The 15,613-nt window shown below is 43.8% G+C and carries 14 protein-coding genes, 1 other RNA gene and 3 pseudogenes; 10 read left to right on the top strand and 8 right to left on the bottom strand.

What is annotated here, in order from left to right:
- Positions 1-530: 530 nt before the first annotated feature.
- From arcB to mtgA, 3 genes are all read left to right on the top strand, one after another.
- Positions 531-2,867, top strand: a complete 2,337-nt coding sequence (arcB, locus tag NXS07_RS02735) for an aerobic respiration two-component sensor histidine kinase ArcB (protein WP_038215115.1) — start codon at positions 531-533, stop codon at positions 2,865-2,867.
- Between the two features lie 236 nt (positions 2,868-3,103).
- Entirely contained in the window at positions 3,104-3,757 is a 654-nt protein-coding gene (gene elbB / locus NXS07_RS02730) for an isoprenoid biosynthesis glyoxalase ElbB (RefSeq protein WP_038201431.1), read from the top strand.
- A 4-nt stretch (positions 3,758-3,761) separates the two neighbouring features.
- Positions 3,762-4,469: a monofunctional biosynthetic peptidoglycan transglycosylase gene (gene mtgA, locus NXS07_RS02725; protein WP_038201434.1), complete on the top strand. Its 708-nt coding sequence runs from the start codon at positions 3,762-3,764 to the stop codon at positions 4,467-4,469.
- Between the two features lie 80 nt (positions 4,470-4,549).
- Here mtgA and dolP read toward each other — a convergent pair whose 3' ends face one another.
- From dolP to NXS07_RS02705, 4 genes are all read right to left on the bottom strand, one after another.
- Complete coding sequence (gene dolP / locus NXS07_RS02720; RefSeq protein WP_038201437.1) at positions 4,550-5,125, bottom strand: division/outer membrane stress-associated lipid-binding lipoprotein; 576 nt, start codon at positions 5,123-5,125, stop codon at positions 4,550-4,552.
- Between the two features lie 11 nt (positions 5,126-5,136).
- Entirely contained in the window at positions 5,137-5,727 is a 591-nt protein-coding gene (diaA, locus tag NXS07_RS02715; RefSeq protein WP_012990161.1) for a DnaA initiator-associating protein DiaA, read from the bottom strand.
- A gap of 111 nt (positions 5,728-5,838) precedes the next feature.
- Positions 5,839-6,201, bottom strand: a complete 363-nt coding sequence (locus NXS07_RS02710) for a YraN family protein (RefSeq protein WP_038192558.1) — start codon at positions 6,199-6,201, stop codon at positions 5,839-5,841.
- A 105-nt stretch (positions 6,202-6,306) separates the two neighbouring features.
- On the bottom strand, positions 6,307-8,112 hold the full coding sequence (locus NXS07_RS02705; RefSeq protein WP_258086122.1) for a penicillin-binding protein activator: 1,806 nt from the start codon (positions 8,110-8,112) through the stop codon (positions 6,307-6,309).
- A 63-nt stretch (positions 8,113-8,175) separates the two neighbouring features.
- On the opposite strand from NXS07_RS02705, the gene rsmI reads away from it, so the two are divergent.
- Both rsmI and rnpB read left to right on the top strand, forming a co-directional pair.
- A complete protein-coding gene (rsmI, locus tag NXS07_RS02700; RefSeq protein WP_038223149.1) occupies positions 8,176-9,048 on the top strand; it encodes a 16S rRNA (cytidine(1402)-2'-O)-methyltransferase in 873 nt (290 codons plus the stop codon).
- 43 nt (positions 9,049-9,091) lie between these two features.
- Positions 9,092-9,480: RNase P RNA component class A (gene rnpB / locus NXS07_RS02695), an RNA gene on the top strand.
- A 91-nt stretch (positions 9,481-9,571) separates the two neighbouring features.
- On the opposite strand, the gene NXS07_RS02690 is transcribed toward rnpB, so the two are convergent.
- A complete protein-coding gene (locus NXS07_RS02690; protein WP_258086121.1) occupies positions 9,572-10,273 on the bottom strand; it encodes a pirin family protein in 702 nt (233 codons plus the stop codon).
- Positions 10,274-10,431: 158 nt separating this feature from the next.
- Here NXS07_RS02690 and NXS07_RS02685 point away from each other — a divergent pair, with 158 nt between their 5' ends.
- On the top strand, positions 10,432-11,328 hold the full coding sequence (locus tag NXS07_RS02685; RefSeq protein ID WP_038192562.1) for a LysR family transcriptional regulator: 897 nt from the start codon (positions 10,432-10,434) through the stop codon (positions 11,326-11,328).
- Positions 11,329-11,412: 84 nt separating this feature from the next.
- Here the strand turns inward: NXS07_RS02685 and NXS07_RS02680 are convergent, their stop codons facing one another.
- Positions 11,413-11,808: a DoxX family protein gene (locus NXS07_RS02680; RefSeq protein ID WP_238098655.1), complete on the bottom strand. Its 396-nt coding sequence runs from the start codon at positions 11,806-11,808 to the stop codon at positions 11,413-11,415.
- 688 nt (positions 11,809-12,496) lie between these two features.
- Between NXS07_RS02680 and tssD the strand changes: the two are divergent.
- Positions 12,497-12,808 (top strand): annotated as a pseudogene (gene tssD, locus NXS07_RS02675) (type VI secretion system tube protein TssD); the annotation flags it as partial.
- Positions 12,809-12,827: 19 nt separating this feature from the next.
- Here the strand turns inward: tssD and NXS07_RS21785 are convergent.
- Together NXS07_RS21785 and NXS07_RS02670 are read right to left on the bottom strand one after the other, a co-directional pair.
- Positions 12,828-13,097: a DUF1240 domain-containing protein gene (locus NXS07_RS21785; protein ID WP_080717448.1), complete on the bottom strand. Its 270-nt coding sequence runs from the start codon at positions 13,095-13,097 to the stop codon at positions 12,828-12,830.
- Positions 13,098-13,361: 264 nt separating this feature from the next.
- Positions 13,362-13,904, bottom strand: coding sequence for a hypothetical protein (locus NXS07_RS02670; protein ID WP_172664646.1), 543 nt, complete (start codon positions 13,902-13,904; stop codon positions 13,362-13,364).
- On the opposite strand from NXS07_RS02670, the pseudogene NXS07_RS02665 reads away from it, so the two are divergent.
- The 3 genes and pseudogenes from NXS07_RS02665 to NXS07_RS02655 form a co-directional block, all read left to right on the top strand.
- Positions 13,900-14,052: pseudogene (locus NXS07_RS02665) on the top strand (helix-turn-helix domain-containing protein); the annotation flags it as partial. The gene NXS07_RS02670 and the pseudogene NXS07_RS02665 sit on opposite strands and share 5 nt — an antisense overlap.
- Before the next feature lie 287 nt (positions 14,053-14,339).
- On the top strand, positions 14,340-15,479 hold the full coding sequence (locus NXS07_RS02660) for an NAD(P)-dependent alcohol dehydrogenase (RefSeq protein WP_258086120.1): 1,140 nt from the start codon (positions 14,340-14,342) through the stop codon (positions 15,477-15,479).
- Positions 15,475-15,612, top strand: a pseudogene (locus NXS07_RS02655) (IS5/IS1182 family transposase); the annotation flags it as partial. The gene NXS07_RS02660 and the pseudogene NXS07_RS02655, both read left to right, overlap by 5 nt.
- Position 15,613: the final 1 nt, after the last annotated feature.

Genomic DNA, 15,613 nt, shown 5'->3' with positions numbered 1-15,613 from the left:
GCGGTAAATCAAAATGATGTTATGTCACTGCATAAGGACACTGCATAAATATGAGTCGGAGAATTATCCGACAAGTGATTTTCAGTGGATTCCCAACTTAGCGAGAAAAATAGAGCAGGTCAAATCGTGCTAGATCGCGTTTTTTACAACAGGAATAATTATATCTATTTGAATTAAAATAAAAATAATCGTCATTTTGTATTTTGTGACTGAGATCATTAATCTGAGATGTTGTGAGCTATATCACTAAATACTGCATAATATTTATTTTAAATATTCTTTTAAAATGTATTATTGCGATATTTTAATCTTAATTAATTTTATTTAATGGAATTAAGTTGTGTATTTTATGTTGACTGAGAATAAATAATTGATTGCTTTTTGTTCTAAAATAATTTTTAAAATAAATATCGATTAATTATTCTATTTTTATGACTATTTATTCTTGTGGGTGTTGGGGTGATATCCCTCAACAAAGTTGAGTTTGTTTTACGTTATGATTCAATCTGGTGATTTTACTTGGAGTTGTTATGAAGCGGATCAGGAGATTTGCCCAGTATTATGTCGATTTGATGATGAAATTAGGGCTGGTGCGTTTTTCGTTACTGCTTGCATCTGTTCTCATTATCCTTGCGATGGTGATACAGATAGCAATCACTTTACACTGGCGTGGAGAAGTACAACGAACTGATTTAATTGGTTCCATCTTTTTTGGTTTATTGATCACGCCTTGGGCGGTTTATTTTCTTTCCATCGTGGTGGAGCAACTTGAAGAATCCCGCCAACGTTTATCCAGCCTGGTCGCAAAACTGGAGGAAATGCGTCAGCGGGATGCCAAATTGAACCTGCAACTTAAAGAAAATATTGCTCAATTAAATCATGAAATCAATGACAGAGAAAAAGCAGAAAAAACGCATCTGGTACTGTTGGATAAATTAAAGTCGGAAATGGAACAGCGTGAAAAAACCCAGAGTGCACTTGAGCAGCAATCGATTCTGCTGCGTTCATTTCTTGATGCTTCTCCCGACTTGGTTTATTACCGTAATGAAGACAATGAATTTTCCGGTTGTAACCGTGCGATGGAACTGCTGACGGGCAAAAGTGAAAAACAACTTATCGGCCTGACACCGACGGAGGTTTACGACAAAGAAGTCGCCAGTAAGGTGATGGAAACCGATGAAAAAGTGTTTCGTCACAATGTATCGTTGACTTACGAACAGTGGTTGGTTTATCCCGATGCACGTAAAGCCTGTTTTGAACTCAGAAAAGTTCCTTTTTATGATCGCGTTGGGAAAAGGCACGGTCTGATGGGGTTTGGGCGCGATATAACGGAACGTAAACGCTACCAGGACGCGTTGGAGAATGCCAGCAGGGATAAGACGACCTTTATCTCAACGATTAGCCATGAGCTTCGTACGCCTTTGAATGGCATTGTTGGTCTGAGTCGCATCCTGATGGACACTGATCTGACGCCAGAACAGTGTAAATATCTGAAAACTATCCATGTCAGTGCTATCACTCTTGGTAATATTTTCAATGATATTATTGAGTTGGATAAAATTGAGCGCCGTAAAGTCCAGCTTGATAACCAGCAGATTGACTTCACGGGCTTTATGGCTGATTTGGAAAACCTGTCAGGGCTACTGGCGCAGCCGAAAGGCATTCGGTTTGTACTGGAACCGGAATTACCATTGCCCGCCAAAATTTTGACTGATGGCACCCGTTTGCGGCAAATCTTGTGGAACCTGATCGGCAATGCCGTGAAATTTACTCAGAAAGGCGAGATTCGGGTTCGTATCTGGCGTGAAGGAGGCGAGCGGCTGTTATTTGAAGTCACCGATTCCGGAATTGGCATTCCTTCTAGTGAGTTGGAAAAAATTTTCGCCATGTATTATCAGGTAACAGACAGTGCGGGTGGGCGCCCGGCAACCGGAACCGGTATCGGGCTTGCCGTCTCTAAACGCCTTGCCCAAAGTATGGGGGGAGATATTGTCGTGGAAAGCACAGTGGATCAAGGCTCCTGTTTTACATTGTCTATTGTTGCCCCTGCTGTTGATGAAAAATCAGAAGGACAAGAAGAGAGCGAATTGCCATTGCCTGCACTCAACATCCTGTTGGTTGAAGATATTGAACTGAACGTTATTGTTGCCCGCTCCGTTCTGGAGAAATTGGGAAATAGCGTCGATGTTGCCATGAATGGTCATGACGCATTGATGATGTTTGATCCTGATGAATATGACTTAGTGTTACTTGATATTCAGTTGCCGGATATGACTGGGCTGGATATTGCCCGTCAATTACACCAGCGCTATCCAAGTCAGTCACTTCCTCCATTGGTTGCGTTGACTGCCAATGTGTTGAAGGATAAAAGAGAATATCTTGATGTGGGAATGGATGATGTGCTCAGTAAGCCGCTCTCTGTCAAGGAGTTAACCGCCGTGATGGAGAAATTCTGGGGTAAGGCGCCTAAGCCTGAACAGACATTACAGGAGACAAAGGTTGTGAAGAAGAACGAAGATTTACTTGATACAGAGATGCTCAATCAATATATCGATTTGGTCGGGCCAAAAATGATTGCTGATAACCTGAAAATGTTTGAAACCATGATGCCAAGTTATCTTGCCTTGTTGGATTCAAACATGACCGCGAGGGATCAGAAAGGGATCACGGAGGAGGCCCATAAAATCAAGGGAGCGGCGGGTTCTGTTGGATTACGTCACTTACAGCAATTGGCACAGCAGATTCAATCACCTGATTTACCTGCATGGTGGGATAACGTTCAAGAATGGGTGGATGAGTTAAAATTGGAATGGAGAAGTGATACGGAAACATTGAGAAACTGGTTAACTGACGCTACAAAAAAATAACCCCAACCGAAGTTGGGGTGCGCGAATACTGCGCCAACACCAGGGAAACTTGTCTACCCGCTTATCTAAAATTTATTTTCAGCGCGAGTAGTTAAAAAATTCTTCCGTACTGAACACAGGTACCAACATAGCAAAGATAAGATTTTTTGTTACAAGATTCATTAAAATCTGTGATGAAGATTGGTGTTTAACCCTCTAAGGGGTTAAGCATTAATCTACTACAAATGGAGATAAATATGAAATGCGTTGCAGTTATATTAAGTGGATGCGGAGTCTATGACGGAAGTGAAATTCACGAATCAGTCCTGACTATGCTCTCTTTAAGTCGCTTGGGTGCTAAAGTGTCTTTTTTTTCACCTGATGAATTACAACATCATGTAATTAATCACCTTAATGGAAAGGAGGAAAAAGAAACTCGCCACATAATGCAGGAGTCTGCTCGAATAACACGCGGAAATATCCAGCCTTTATCTCAGGTTGATATTAATACCTTGGATGCGCTGATTATTCCTGGTGGTTTTGGCGTCGCTAAGAATTTGTGTAATTTCGCATTTAAAGGATCAGAATGTGAAATAAATAAAGATTTATTAAGTATAGTGCGTTCTATGCATCAGCAGGGTAAACCTATGGGGTTCATGTGCATTGCTCCCGTCATGGTAGCTAAAATATTAGGCAGGCCGATAAAAGTAACCATCGGTAATGACCCAGAAACTGCGGCACAAATAGAGGCAATGGGAGGAATTCACATTGAGTGCCCAGTTGATGACATTGTTATTGATTTTAAAAACAAAATTGTAACAACTCCAGCCTATATGCTTGCGGAATCTCTATCTCAGGCTGAACAAGGAATTGATAAATTGGTTCGCAAAATATTGGAAATGATTGAGTAATCGGATGAAAAATCCTTTTTCAATATTGTGGCCCTGGTTGAAAAAAATTGTGCTTACGATCACAATTCTGTGGTTCGTTGCTGTAATTTTGTTTTCGTTTCTGCCGGTGCCGTTTTCTATGGTAATGGCAGAGCGTCAAATTAGCGCCTTAATGTCAATTAATTTATCTTATGTTTCCCGTTCCTCATGGATGGATCAGAATCAAATTTCACCTTATATGACATTAGCCGTCATTGCGGCCGAAGATCAAAAGTTTCCAAAACATTGGGGATTGGATTTTGAGGCTATCGAAACGGCGATGGCACATAATAAAAAATTTCAGAAGCGGATACGTGGCGCTTCCACTATTACCCAGCAAACCGCCAAGAATTTGTTCTTGTGGGAAGGGCGCAGTTGGGTGAGAAAGGGATTGGAAGCAGGGATGGCCGTTGTTTTGGAATTGTTATGGTCAAAGAAACGTATTTTGACGGTCTATCTCAATATTGCTGAATTTGGTCATGGCATTTTTGGTGTGGAAGAGGCGGCACGGCATTATTTTGGTAAATCGGCCAATCGTTTGACTGCCTCTGAAGCGGCATTACTGGCAGCGGTGTTACCCAATCCTCATCGTTATAAAGTTGATGCGCCTTCAGCTTACTTGTTGCAGCGTCAGCAGTGGATTTTGCGGCAAATGCGGCTGCTAGGGGGGAGAAAGTTATCTGAAACAAAATAAATTGAGATAGCAATGAGATGCTCAAATAAAAGCGGCACTGACTTGTGCCGCTATACGTACAGTTGATGTTCAACGGGATCTCAATTGAGATAAGTGAATGCCGTTGTCACGCGCTTAACACCGCTGGTTTCACTGGCTATCTTCGCAGCATCTGTACCTTCCTGTCTGGTGACAATACCAAACAAAAAGACTTCACCATTTTCAGTGACGACCTTGATATTCGATGACTTCACTGAATCACTGGCTAAAATCTTGGAACGTACTTTGGTTGTCAGCCAAGTGTCTACAGAGGCCGTACCCAGGTCAACAGGATTACCTTGACGGACTTCGTTATATACCGCTTCAGTGCCTTCGACCTTTGAGGCGAGCTGTTTTGCCCGATCACCCAGTTGCAGATCCGGGCTTTGTCCAGTTAGCAGCACTCTACCCTGATAAACAGTCACAATTATGCGGGCTTGTGCCTTAATTTGTGGATCTTTGCTGATGGCATTACTGACGCGGGCTTCCAGAGTGCCATCGTCAACCTGTTGACCAATTGACCGGGGATCACTACCCGCTTTTGTCGCAATCGCGGCAGAACCCACGACGGCGGCACCAATACATCCCTGCAATAACATTGCACTGCAAAATACTATTAATAGAGAAAATAGCCGCATTATTTAGCTCCTTAGTCATCCTGATGAGGAAATAACGTATTATCGATTAAGTCGCACAGACAGTTAATTGTCAGCATGTGAACTTCTTGAATTCTGATACTGTGATGCGAAGGGATGCGGATTTCTACATCCTGTGGTCCCAGTAAGCCTGCTAGTTCACCACCATCATAACCGGTCAGTGCGACAATCGTCATATCGCGCGTGACAGCCGCTTCCACCGCCTTGATGATATCCCGGCTGTTTCCGTGCGTAGAGATGGCAAGCAGAACGTCTCCAGCATGTCCCAGCGCTCTGACCTGTTTGGCGTAGATTTCGTCTGGCTGTTTACTGTTGGCGATGGAAGTGATCACCACGTTATCAGCATTCAGAGACAGAGCTGGCAGGCTTGGCCGCTCTGTCTCAAATCGGTTTATCATACTGGCGGCAAAACGCTGTGCTGTCGCGGCAGAGCCGCCATTGCCACAGCAAAGGATTTTGTTGCCATTCAGCAGTGATTGAACCATCATCATTGCGGCGCGTGATATCGCGTCGGGCAATGCTTCTGCTGCTGCGATTTGAGTTTGAATACTTTCTGTAAAGCAGACTTTAATTCTATCCAGCACGTTATGACCTATATATTGATAATCTATTTTATGTAGAGAGTGATAGCCTATATACCCTTCATCTTTCAAGCTGCTACTTGAAATCTATTGGGTATAGCAATAGGTTTTCATTCAGGTGAAGGCATTTTTTAGCCATTCAAATTTCTGACCTGTAATTGCACAAATATCAAAGCGACACGAGGCCGTTTCCAGACACTCGTTGCGTTGATACAGCCAGACAGAAGCTGTATACAATATTTTTCTGCGCTTGCTCTGGGTAATTGTAGCAATGGCATCACCATATGTTGCGTTTTGGCGGAAACGAACCTCGACAAATACCCATGTCTGTTTATCACGCATAATCAGATCAATTTCCCCACCCCGAATTTTCACATTCTCTGCAACAAAGACAAGCCCCTGTTGTTGCAGAAACTGTTTAACCTGCTGCTCGTAATAGCGTCCCTGCGCATAGCGATTGATGCTTGGTTTTTTCATCCTGAAATGACCATTAAAACGAAAATATTATGTTGACTGGCTAACAAGCCAGTGACGTTGGGGCGCGTCATAATGCAATAGTGATCGCGCCCATTTTTATGTTACTTACGGCATTAATTGTACTGAATTACTGCTGTCAGTGCTTTTATTAACGGTGTTGTCGACAGTGGCGTCAATATTATTGGCCGCATTATTCTCGATAGTGATACGGCCATTATTAAACTGCATCCACGCCAGCTGGCGTAATATTGTACAATTATTTGTGACGGAAAGCTCTCCCGATGCCCCCTTCATATGGAATCCGGTGCCTTGCTGTAGCTGTGTAAACTGATTAGCCAGTGACCATGCATCTATGCCCATGGCATAGAGACGCATCAGGGAATAGTCATTGGCAAATTTACTGGCTGCCTGCTGCATTAATGGCAAATTGACGCCTGTCAGCAATGGAATGTCACTAAACTGCATACCGTCCATTTCCAGACGGAAATCCGGCCCTACACCCGCCTTATTACTGCGTGAATTAGCATAGAGTGCGGGTTTCTTACGGGAACTGATTGCCATATCGATCATTGGCTTGATGAGGGTCAGTTCATCCGTTGTCGCTGCAATGTAAACGGCATCGACGGCACCACTGGCAGAATTTGTAGGGGAGCTTGTGGCGATCACCGCTCCGTTCGTTTTGAGCTGTGATGCATCCGCATCTGGCAGGTAAGCGCTGACTGGAATGGGCGTACCAGATAGACGAATGCCCATACCACGATTAATGGATTGCTTCATTTCACTCAGTGTCCCGAAAGTCTGTTGCAAAGCCACATTACCACCCAATTTCTGCCATTCTTTTGCAAAGGCTTTGGTTACCCGATTACCTAGCTCGGTACGTGGCACTAATACCAATGGATTGCGTTTTTGCTGCTGCCAGAGATGCAAAGCCGCATTTTTAGCTTCATCTTCAGGAGACAGGGAGAAATAGCAGATATTAGACCGCGATTGTGAAACGTCCAGTTCGTTGAGCGCGAGAATGTTCAATGGCGTATTAATTTGTACCAATTGCTCCACATTCGGTTTCAGCAATGGTCCAACGACCAGCGTAACACCATCTTGTTCAGCTTGTGCCAGCAGGTTGGCAAGTGGCTGGCTGTTGGTGTCATAAACTTTCACCGGCTGATCGTTGACCGGGGCAGCAGCAATAGTGGTTGAAGTTGCTGAGGCTGGAGAAGATGATAGTGCGGCTTCAGCCGTTTCAGTCGTATTTGCTGCTATCCCTGCTTCTGGCGCTGATACGGTAGCATTTACAGGCAAAGTTGGCTGTGGCAGTCCTTTTTGTGCATCAAGGAAGCCTTGGCGGATTGCCTCACCGAACACTTTTGCCTGACCGCTCAGGGGGAGGAATAGCCCGATAATGGCATGGCTGTCCTTTGGCTTGAGCAGCATTTGTTGCAGCGAAGTGGGCAAGCTCCGCATAGCCGGGTTATCTGGATAGCGGGTACGCCAGTCATTGATGGCAGTACGTAGCTTATCTAGATCTTGTTTATTGACGAGATAGGCATTGAGTAGGTCGAGCCAACCCTGAAGCGTATACTCACTGGCATTAATCACCAGTTCGCCCAACTGTTGCGGGGAAAGATGCGTCAGTGCCTGCCATGTATCATCAATGTTTTTCTGGTGAGCAGCGTCGTCTGCGGTATGTGTTTCCAGCGCAATATAAGCGCGGATAACATCCAAAGACGGTTGATTGTGAGCTGCATCAATAATGGACTGATAGCGGTTAATCTCTGCGCTGATCTTGTCTTGTGGCTTAGAAGGTGGTTGCCCTTGCTGTTCTGGCGTGGTACACCCTGCAATAATCATAGTCGACAGCAGCGCTGTGCAGACTAAACCAGTTTTGAAACGCACAAAAATTGAGGGAAGCATACTGTATCCAGTGATGTTTTTTTCAAAGATGCTCAATTTTAAATCGGTCATTCGGATGAAACAATGAATCAAACCAATCGAGCAGTGGTTACGACATCCACGCTATATGTTGTGCCAACCCCTATCGGAAACCTTGGGGATATCACTCAGCGCGCACTTGAAGTTCTTAAACATGTTGATCTGATTGCAGCCGAAGATACGCGACACACTGGCCTATTGCTTCAACATTTTGCCATTAATGCGCGCATGTTCGCACTTCATGATCATAATGAACAGCAGAAAGCAGATCAAATACTTGCGAAATTAGAACAAGGTTTGAGCATTGCTCTCGTGTCTGATGCAGGAACACCATTAATCAACGATCCGGGCTATCACGTTGTCCGCCGTTGCCGTGAAGCGGGCATTAATGTGGTTCCACTGCCAGGTCCCTGTGCGGCGATCACCGCGCTGTCTGCTGCCGGATTGCCTTCCGATCGTTTTTGCTACGAAGGTTTTCTGCCGGCAAAAAGTAAGGGACGCCGGGATACACTGCGCGATTTGGCGCAGGAGCCGCGAACGCTGATCTTCTATGAATCGACACATCGTCTGTTGGACAGTTTAGAAGATATGGTGGAAGTGTGGGGCGCTGATCGTTATGTCGTGCTGGCGCGGGAGCTGACCAAAACGTGGGAATCCATTAAGGGCATGCCTGTGGGTGAGCTTTTGGCATGGATCAGAGAAGATGAAACCCGTCGCCGGGGAGAAATGGTACTGATTGTTGAAGGCTATCGTAAACCGGCGGAAGATTGCCTGCCGCCAGAAGCCCTACAGACACTGGCACTGCTGCAAAAAGAGCTGCCCTTGAAGAAGGCAGCGGCATTGGCGGCGGAGATTCATGGCGTGAAGAAAAACGCACTGTATCGCCATGCCCTTGAGCAAATCGAAGAAGGTGCGTGAAAAGGCCTATACATCGGATATCAAACCCCTTATAATCCGCGCCGGAGTTGACTAGACAGTCGCTGCTTTACCGCTCTCCTTCGGGAGATGTAAAGGGGAGGAAAGTCCGGGCTCCACAGGGCAGGGTGCCAGATAACGTCTGGGAGGTGAAAGCCTACGACTAGTGCAACAGAGAGCAAACCGCCGATGGCCCACTTTTGTTTGCAAAAATAAGGGTGGGATCAGGTAAGGGTGAAAGGGTGCGGTAAGAGCGCACCGCGCGGCTGGCAACAGTCCGTGGCACGGTAAACTCCACCCGGAGCAAGACCAAATAGAGGTTCACATGGTACGGCCCGTACTGAACCCGGGTAGGTTGCTTGAGCCAGCGCGCAAGTTCTGGCCTAGATGAATGATTGTCCACGACAGAACCCGGCTTATCGGTCAACTCCACCAGATTCAGCCCTATAGAGCTTTGGCTTTATAGGGCTTATTCTTTTCAGGGCATTTTCAGGGCAGATGAAAATGTGCTGTCAGAGTATGAAAATCAGCCACCCAAATCGATTAGCAGCCCCTGAAATGGTGTGTCTGCCCGCAGTTTTAGCAGCAGTTCTTCCTGAATAAATACCCCATCCCCACATTTGATTTCCACGTTGGCATGATTGCTGCCGCTGATCTTTGCATTGCCACGGATGGATTGCAGATAAGCATTTTTTCCCCGTAAAGGTAGAGTTTGTGTATCACTGGCCTTGATCACCAGATAGCTTACCCATACCTGTTGGCGCAGGTACATGCTCTTGTTTTCTGACGAGGGAGAGGCCAGTAATGTTAATGGTCGGTTTGGCAGTACTGTGCGTTGCAACGGTTGTGGCTCCTGTTCCGGGCAGGCATTGAGCCAGAGTTGCAGGCGTGTCAGTGGGATTGCATCGCTGATATTATGCTCACTGTAGCGAATACCCTGACGGGCGGAAAACAGCAGGCAGTCTCCTTGGCGTGCATGAATATGAGTTCCTTCACTGTCACGGTATTGGGCTTCCCCTTGCAGGATAATATTCAGAATATCGACGTGGGGATACGCTTTTGGCTGAAATTCAGCCTTAGGCGCAAGGACTTCCTGATTAAGGACACGTAGTGCTCCATAGTTCAAAAATTTTGGGTCGAAATAGTGTCCGAATGAAAAAGTATAGCGGGATTTTAGCCAGCCATAATCGGCTTTACCGCATTGGTTTGCTGTTCTAGTTATTATCATGACCGTCATCTCCTTGCCAATATGCCCGTCATCTTTCAAGTTGCAGCTTGAAATCTATTGGGTATAAACCTAATTTTGCTTGATCTTAATTATCTGGACGTTGAAATGTTAGCCAGTTAATCTGGTTACTATATTCAAAATTACTGATTGAGAAAAAGATGGGTAAAGAACGAGCGCTTACATTGGAATCCCTGCGCGTCATGGATGCGATAGACCGACGGGGAAGTTTTGCGGCAGCGGCGGATGAATTAGGGCGGGTGCCTTCTGCATTAAGCTATACCATGCAGAAATTGGAAGATGAGCTGGATGTTGTGTTGTTCGATCGATCGGGCCATCGCACGAAATTTACCAATGTTGGCCGGATGTTGCTGGAGCGGGGGCGGTTACTGCTCGAAGCAGCAGATAAGCTTACGGCAGATGCAGAAGCCCTTGCCCGTGGATGGGAAACTCACCTGACTATCGTCTGTGAGGCGTTGTTTCCCGTTGTATCGCTGTTCCCCCTTGTGGATAAACTGGCGAAAAAATCGAATACACAGTTCTCATTAATGACGGAAGTGTTGGCAGGGGCTTGGGAACGGCTGGAAACGGGGTATGCTGATATTGTTATCGCACCAGATATCCATTTCAGGCCATCTGCGGAAATCAATTCACGCACGCTTTATTCCATCAATAACGTCTATGTTGCCAGTGTGGATCATCCTATCCACCATGAACCCGAACCTTTGTCTGATGCCACGCGGGTCAAGTACCGTGGAATAGCGGTTGCTGATACGGCAAGGGAGCGCCCTGTGCTGACAGTGAAATTATTGGATAAACAAGCGCGATTAACTGTCAGTACGCTGGAGGACAAACGTCGTGCACTGTTGGCGGGTTTGGGGGTAGCAACGATGCCATACCCGATGGTAGAGCAGGACATTGCCGAAAAACGACTACGGGTTATTGGTTCGGAATACAGCCATGAAACCAACATCATCATGGCCTGGCGGCGCGATAGTATGGGCGAGGCCAAGTCGTGGTGCCTGCGTGAAATACCCAAACTGTTTATGAAGCAATAAAATATCAATGAAATTAAGCCCCTTACTGAGAATCGACAGTCAGGGGCTTTTCGCAATAGAGGATAATTTTGAAATGGCTGGTAATTACCAGTTTTTATTCAGTACGCGGTCAATACTGAATTTTCCGGGCCCCATCATCGCCAGTAGCAGATAACCTGCACCTATAGCCATATTTTTCAGGAACATCGTTTGGTTCATACCATCTGAAAAATCGTTATGGAACAGAAGTGCTGTCAGAATACAGAAAATAAACGTAAATATTGCAGTGGTACGCGTCAGCAGACCGAACAGTACGGCAAGGCCACCACCCAGTTCAAGTAAGATAGTGAGTGGCAGTAAAATTCCCGGAACCTTCATTGCCTCCATGAACTGCTGTGTCCCCGCATAAGCATCACCCAGCTTCCCATATCCTGCGATAATGAACAGGACTGATATTAAAATGCGCGCCGTCAGCAGGCCACTATCTTCAAATTTTTTCATGAACGTCTCCAAGATACAGAAGGCAATGATAATAAAATGTCTGTTTATATTTTCAATGACTAATAAATGAGCTAAAAAGCACAATTTGTTAATCATAAGTTGATGTCAGGTATTCTAGGGAGAGATGTTATTTGTTGATAGTAAGGAATATTAACAATTTATTGCAGTTTTTTTGAAGGAATTACTTAACATACGTAAAAGGATTTGAAAGAGAATGAGAAAGAGTCGAGAGCTGAAAAATAGTATTAACGCTCGTTCAATGTATTACACACGTATTCTATGCAAGAAATGAACCTTCTTTATGTCCATTTAACTTATTGAAAATATAGATTTATTTAAATATTGTCATGCTATTTTATCCGTTTTCCCAAGTGACTCCTGTATGCACGAACCCCCCATTCAGTCCTACTGCTGCGCCTTGTCGGGTAACTAGCCGCATGATCCCAACCCCGACAGACACGATGGTAGTAGCCTCGGTAACAGGCTTGTACAAGATACGTGTCGTGAGTATGAAATAATTAGTATTTTTAAGGATGCATTAGAAGAACATTTTAGGTGACAGCTTCTGTTCAAGCCTGTTACCACGATTGAGCAGTTTTACTAGGACTGTTCAATCTTGAGAAAACCACTCCTATAAGGATGGTTTTTTTCAAGACTAAAGATTACAACCTCACCAAAAGGATCTTAATTTGTCAAACCCATAGACAAATCCTCCCCATTATTAGCAATGGCTATAGATTCCAACGAATCACTAAATGGTGCGTTTATTTTCTATAGAACAAGCCAGACAGGACAATTAGAACTTTTTTATGAAGTCAAAATCACAGAAGCAACGATCACTGATCTTTCCTGTGTTTACTCTCACTCAATAAATGATCATGATAAGATGCCGTATGAAAAAGTTGTCCTCAATTATAAATCCATTTCATGGAACCATGTAACAGCAGGAACTTCCGCATATAGTATATGGGAATACCGAGTTTATATAAAATATTGCTAAGCATATATTTTATATATGCTTAGTTACATAATTTTGTATCTTTTACATATTTACTTGGTGCATTCCATGATAATTTATAACAGACTGAATAACCTAAACTCTTAAATTTATAGTCCAAATACCAAGATATAGGAATGCTCAAAATTAAGCCAAACACACTAATCAACAACAGGTATTTAATAAACATGTTATTATTTTTTGGCATCCTTAAAGACAATACATAATAAACAGGAATGATGCAAAAATAAAGAAGAAAAGGATAAGAGAAAAAAATGTAAATGTTCTCCATGAGAATGTAACAATTTCATCCATATTAAAAATTTTCACGATATCTTCAAAAATAAAAAATGTAACAATAGACATCATTATAAGAAAAGAAAACGCACTTACTATAATAATAAATCTATTCTTATTATCCATGCTAATTCCTTTAATATTCCATTAAAAATTTACCGAAAAAAAGAACATACTACTTTATCCACGGATAAGGATAACCGAACGACTTTTTCTGATAACCCATTTGTTCAGCTACACTTAGTTCATTCTCTCTCATTTACTCTATCAAACTTTTACTTATCCCATATTTATTATCAAGATAATATAATCCGTAAGCTACAACAATACCCAAAACGAAAACACCAAAAGATACCGCAAGGACATAGGTGCCACCTGCCAAAAAACCCATTGCAATAGATCTAGCTGCTATACCTGCAAAAACTCCAACGGCTGTTTTTGCTACACCCATAGTGATATTTCCAAAAAAACTATAAATATCGGATTCATCCCTGAGCACTAACTCAATAGTTCTATAAGCAGCAGCAACAAAAATACAATTTCTTGCTCCAGTTATTATACCATCTCGTATTCCTTGCGAGCCTATACCCATATCTATCATTTTCCAATGATTCACACCGTATTTGGTAGCTGTTAAAAAATTCCTAACCCCTGTTCGACCTATTAACTTTATGTTTCGATTACCAAACCTATCAACATATTCAGTAATTCTCACACCAAAATTACTACTGAGTTCATTCGCCAATCGGCCAAAACCATAGGCATCAATGATATTCTCCGTAAATGACGTCGCAATATCCACATTAGCCAATACCCTAATTCGGCCTTGGCCAAAAGGAGAATGGATCATTGCTAACCAACTTGAGATGCCCCCTTCCCAAATTTGGCCAAGCCGTTATTTCGATAGCACAGGCCACCTGATAGAGCGTAAACCCAGAAACATCCCATGATAACGACATCCTTATACCTGATTTAACTGTCTTCATTAGGTGATGAAAATCAATAACTACGAATTGAAGCGTTTATTTTTAATATCTTTTAACCTCGCCAGTGAAATTTGGATAGTTTCTCTACTTGGGGTTTGAGGGGAAAATCCCAAAAAGAAAAAATCACCTAAGCAAAGCTAGACAAACTTGATATAACCGCCAAACTTAATATGGTCGCATAATTCATAAACAAATAACCCTCCGGTAAACACGGGGCGATTCAATCTTTCTATAGAAAGGGAACTAAAATTATGACCGTGACGAATCAATTGCATGATATTACAGTGGCCGTTACACGCTCAAAAGGCGAAGATTTTACTATAGAACCTGCCCGTATCCGCGGCCCTCGTTATAATGAAATTCTTGTCCGTATGGTCGCTACAGGACTCTGTCACACAGACCTCATCGTGCGCGATCAATATTACCCTGTTCCACTACCCGCAGTGCTGGGTCATGAAGGCGCTGGCATTGTTGAAGAAGTCGGCCCTCAGGTTAAGACATTAAAAGTGGGCGATCATGTGGTTCTTACTTATGGTGCCTGTGGCCATTGTCACCATTGTTCTGAGGGGCATGAAGCCTATTGCGACGATTTTTTTGGGCTGAACTTTGGTGGTTCGGATCTTTCTGGTCAAACAGCAATTGAAGACATGAATGGCCAGCCTTTGCATGATCATTTTTTTGCACAATCGTCCTTCGCTACTTATACGATTGCAAAGGAGAATAATGCGATTAAAGTGCCTAAGACAGCACCACTTGCAATGCTGGGGCCGCTTGGCTGTGGTATTCAAACCGGTGCAGGTGCGGTCATGAATTCGCTGAAAGTCACACCGGGCAGCAGTTTTGTCAGCTTTGGTGCGGGTGCAGTAGGGTTAAGTGCTGTTATGGCCGCACGAGTAGTTGGTGCAACCAAGATCATCGCGGTTGATGTTGTCACTTCACGCCTCGAACTGGCCAAAAAACTTGGAGCAACCCATACGGTCAATAGTAAAGAACAAGATGTTGTTGCCGCGATTATTGAGATCACTGGTAGCGGGACAGATTTTGCGCTTGAATCAACGGGACGGACAGATGTTCTTGGTCAGGCGATTGAAACGCTTGCCAGCCTTGGTATTATTGGTGTTGTTGGCGCACCTAAACTTGGCACAAAGGCTGAATTTGACGTGAATAATCTGCTTTTAAAAGGGCGCAGTATTCGCGGCATCGTGGAAGGCGATAGCATCCCGCAGATATTTGTCCCGCAGCTTATTGAACTTTACCAGCAGGGACGTTTTCCATTTGACGAACTGATTAAGTTTTATCCGCTAGATAAGATCAATGAAGCGGCGAAAGACAGCGAAATGGGAAAAACTTTGAAGCCAGTTCTTCTGATCTCTGAGATTGATACCTTATGATAAAATACTCTACAAACAACGCTACAAAATAGAGAACATGTTTGCAAAAATCAAAGACTGGAAGCGCATCGCGACCCGGTATGACCGATGTGCTCACACTTTTATGTCTGCTACTCGTAATCTTCTGGCTTAAT

The organism is Xenorhabdus bovienii (genome assembly GCF_024721015.1).
GTDB lineage: Bacteria > Pseudomonadota > Gammaproteobacteria > Enterobacterales > Enterobacteriaceae > Xenorhabdus > Xenorhabdus bovienii.
The sequence above is the reverse complement of the archived record's forward strand: the minus strand, read 5'-3'. Positions and strand labels throughout refer to the sequence as shown.

Bases quoted from the DNA above. Each gene is read 5' to 3' on its own strand.
- dolP (WP_038201437.1), bottom strand. From the start codon at position 5,125: ATGCGGCTATTTTCTCTATTAATAGTATTTTGCAGTGCAATGTTATTG.
- mtgA (WP_038201434.1), top strand. From the start codon at position 3,762: ATGAAAAATCCTTTTTCAATATTGTGGCCCTGGTTGAAAAAAATTGTG.
- NXS07_RS02685 (WP_038192562.1), top strand. From the start codon at position 10,432: ATGGGTAAAGAACGAGCGCTTACATTGGAATCCCTGCGCGTCATGGAT.
- elbB (WP_038201431.1), top strand. From the start codon at position 3,104: ATGAAATGCGTTGCAGTTATATTAAGTGGATGCGGAGTCTATGACGGA.
- NXS07_RS02680 (WP_238098655.1), bottom strand. From the start codon at position 11,808: ATGAAAAAATTTGAAGATAGTGGCCTGCTGACGGCGCGCATTTTAATA.
- NXS07_RS21785 (WP_080717448.1), bottom strand. From the start codon at position 13,097: ATGGAGAACATTTACATTTTTTTCTCTTATCCTTTTCTTCTTTATTTT.
- rsmI (WP_038223149.1), top strand. From the start codon at position 8,176: ATGAATCAAACCAATCGAGCAGTGGTTACGACATCCACGCTATATGTT.
- NXS07_RS02705 (WP_258086122.1), bottom strand. From the start codon at position 8,112: ATGCTTCCCTCAATTTTTGTGCGTTTCAAAACTGGTTTAGTCTGCACA.
- NXS07_RS02710 (WP_038192558.1), bottom strand. From the start codon at position 6,201: ATGAAAAAACCAAGCATCAATCGCTATGCGCAGGGACGCTATTACGAG.
- arcB (WP_038215115.1), top strand. From the start codon at position 531: ATGAAGCGGATCAGGAGATTTGCCCAGTATTATGTCGATTTGATGATG.
- NXS07_RS02660 (WP_258086120.1), top strand. From the start codon at position 14,340: ATGACCGTGACGAATCAATTGCATGATATTACAGTGGCCGTTACACGC.
- NXS07_RS02690 (WP_258086121.1), bottom strand. From the start codon at position 10,273: ATGATAATAACTAGAACAGCAAACCAATGCGGTAAAGCCGATTATGGC.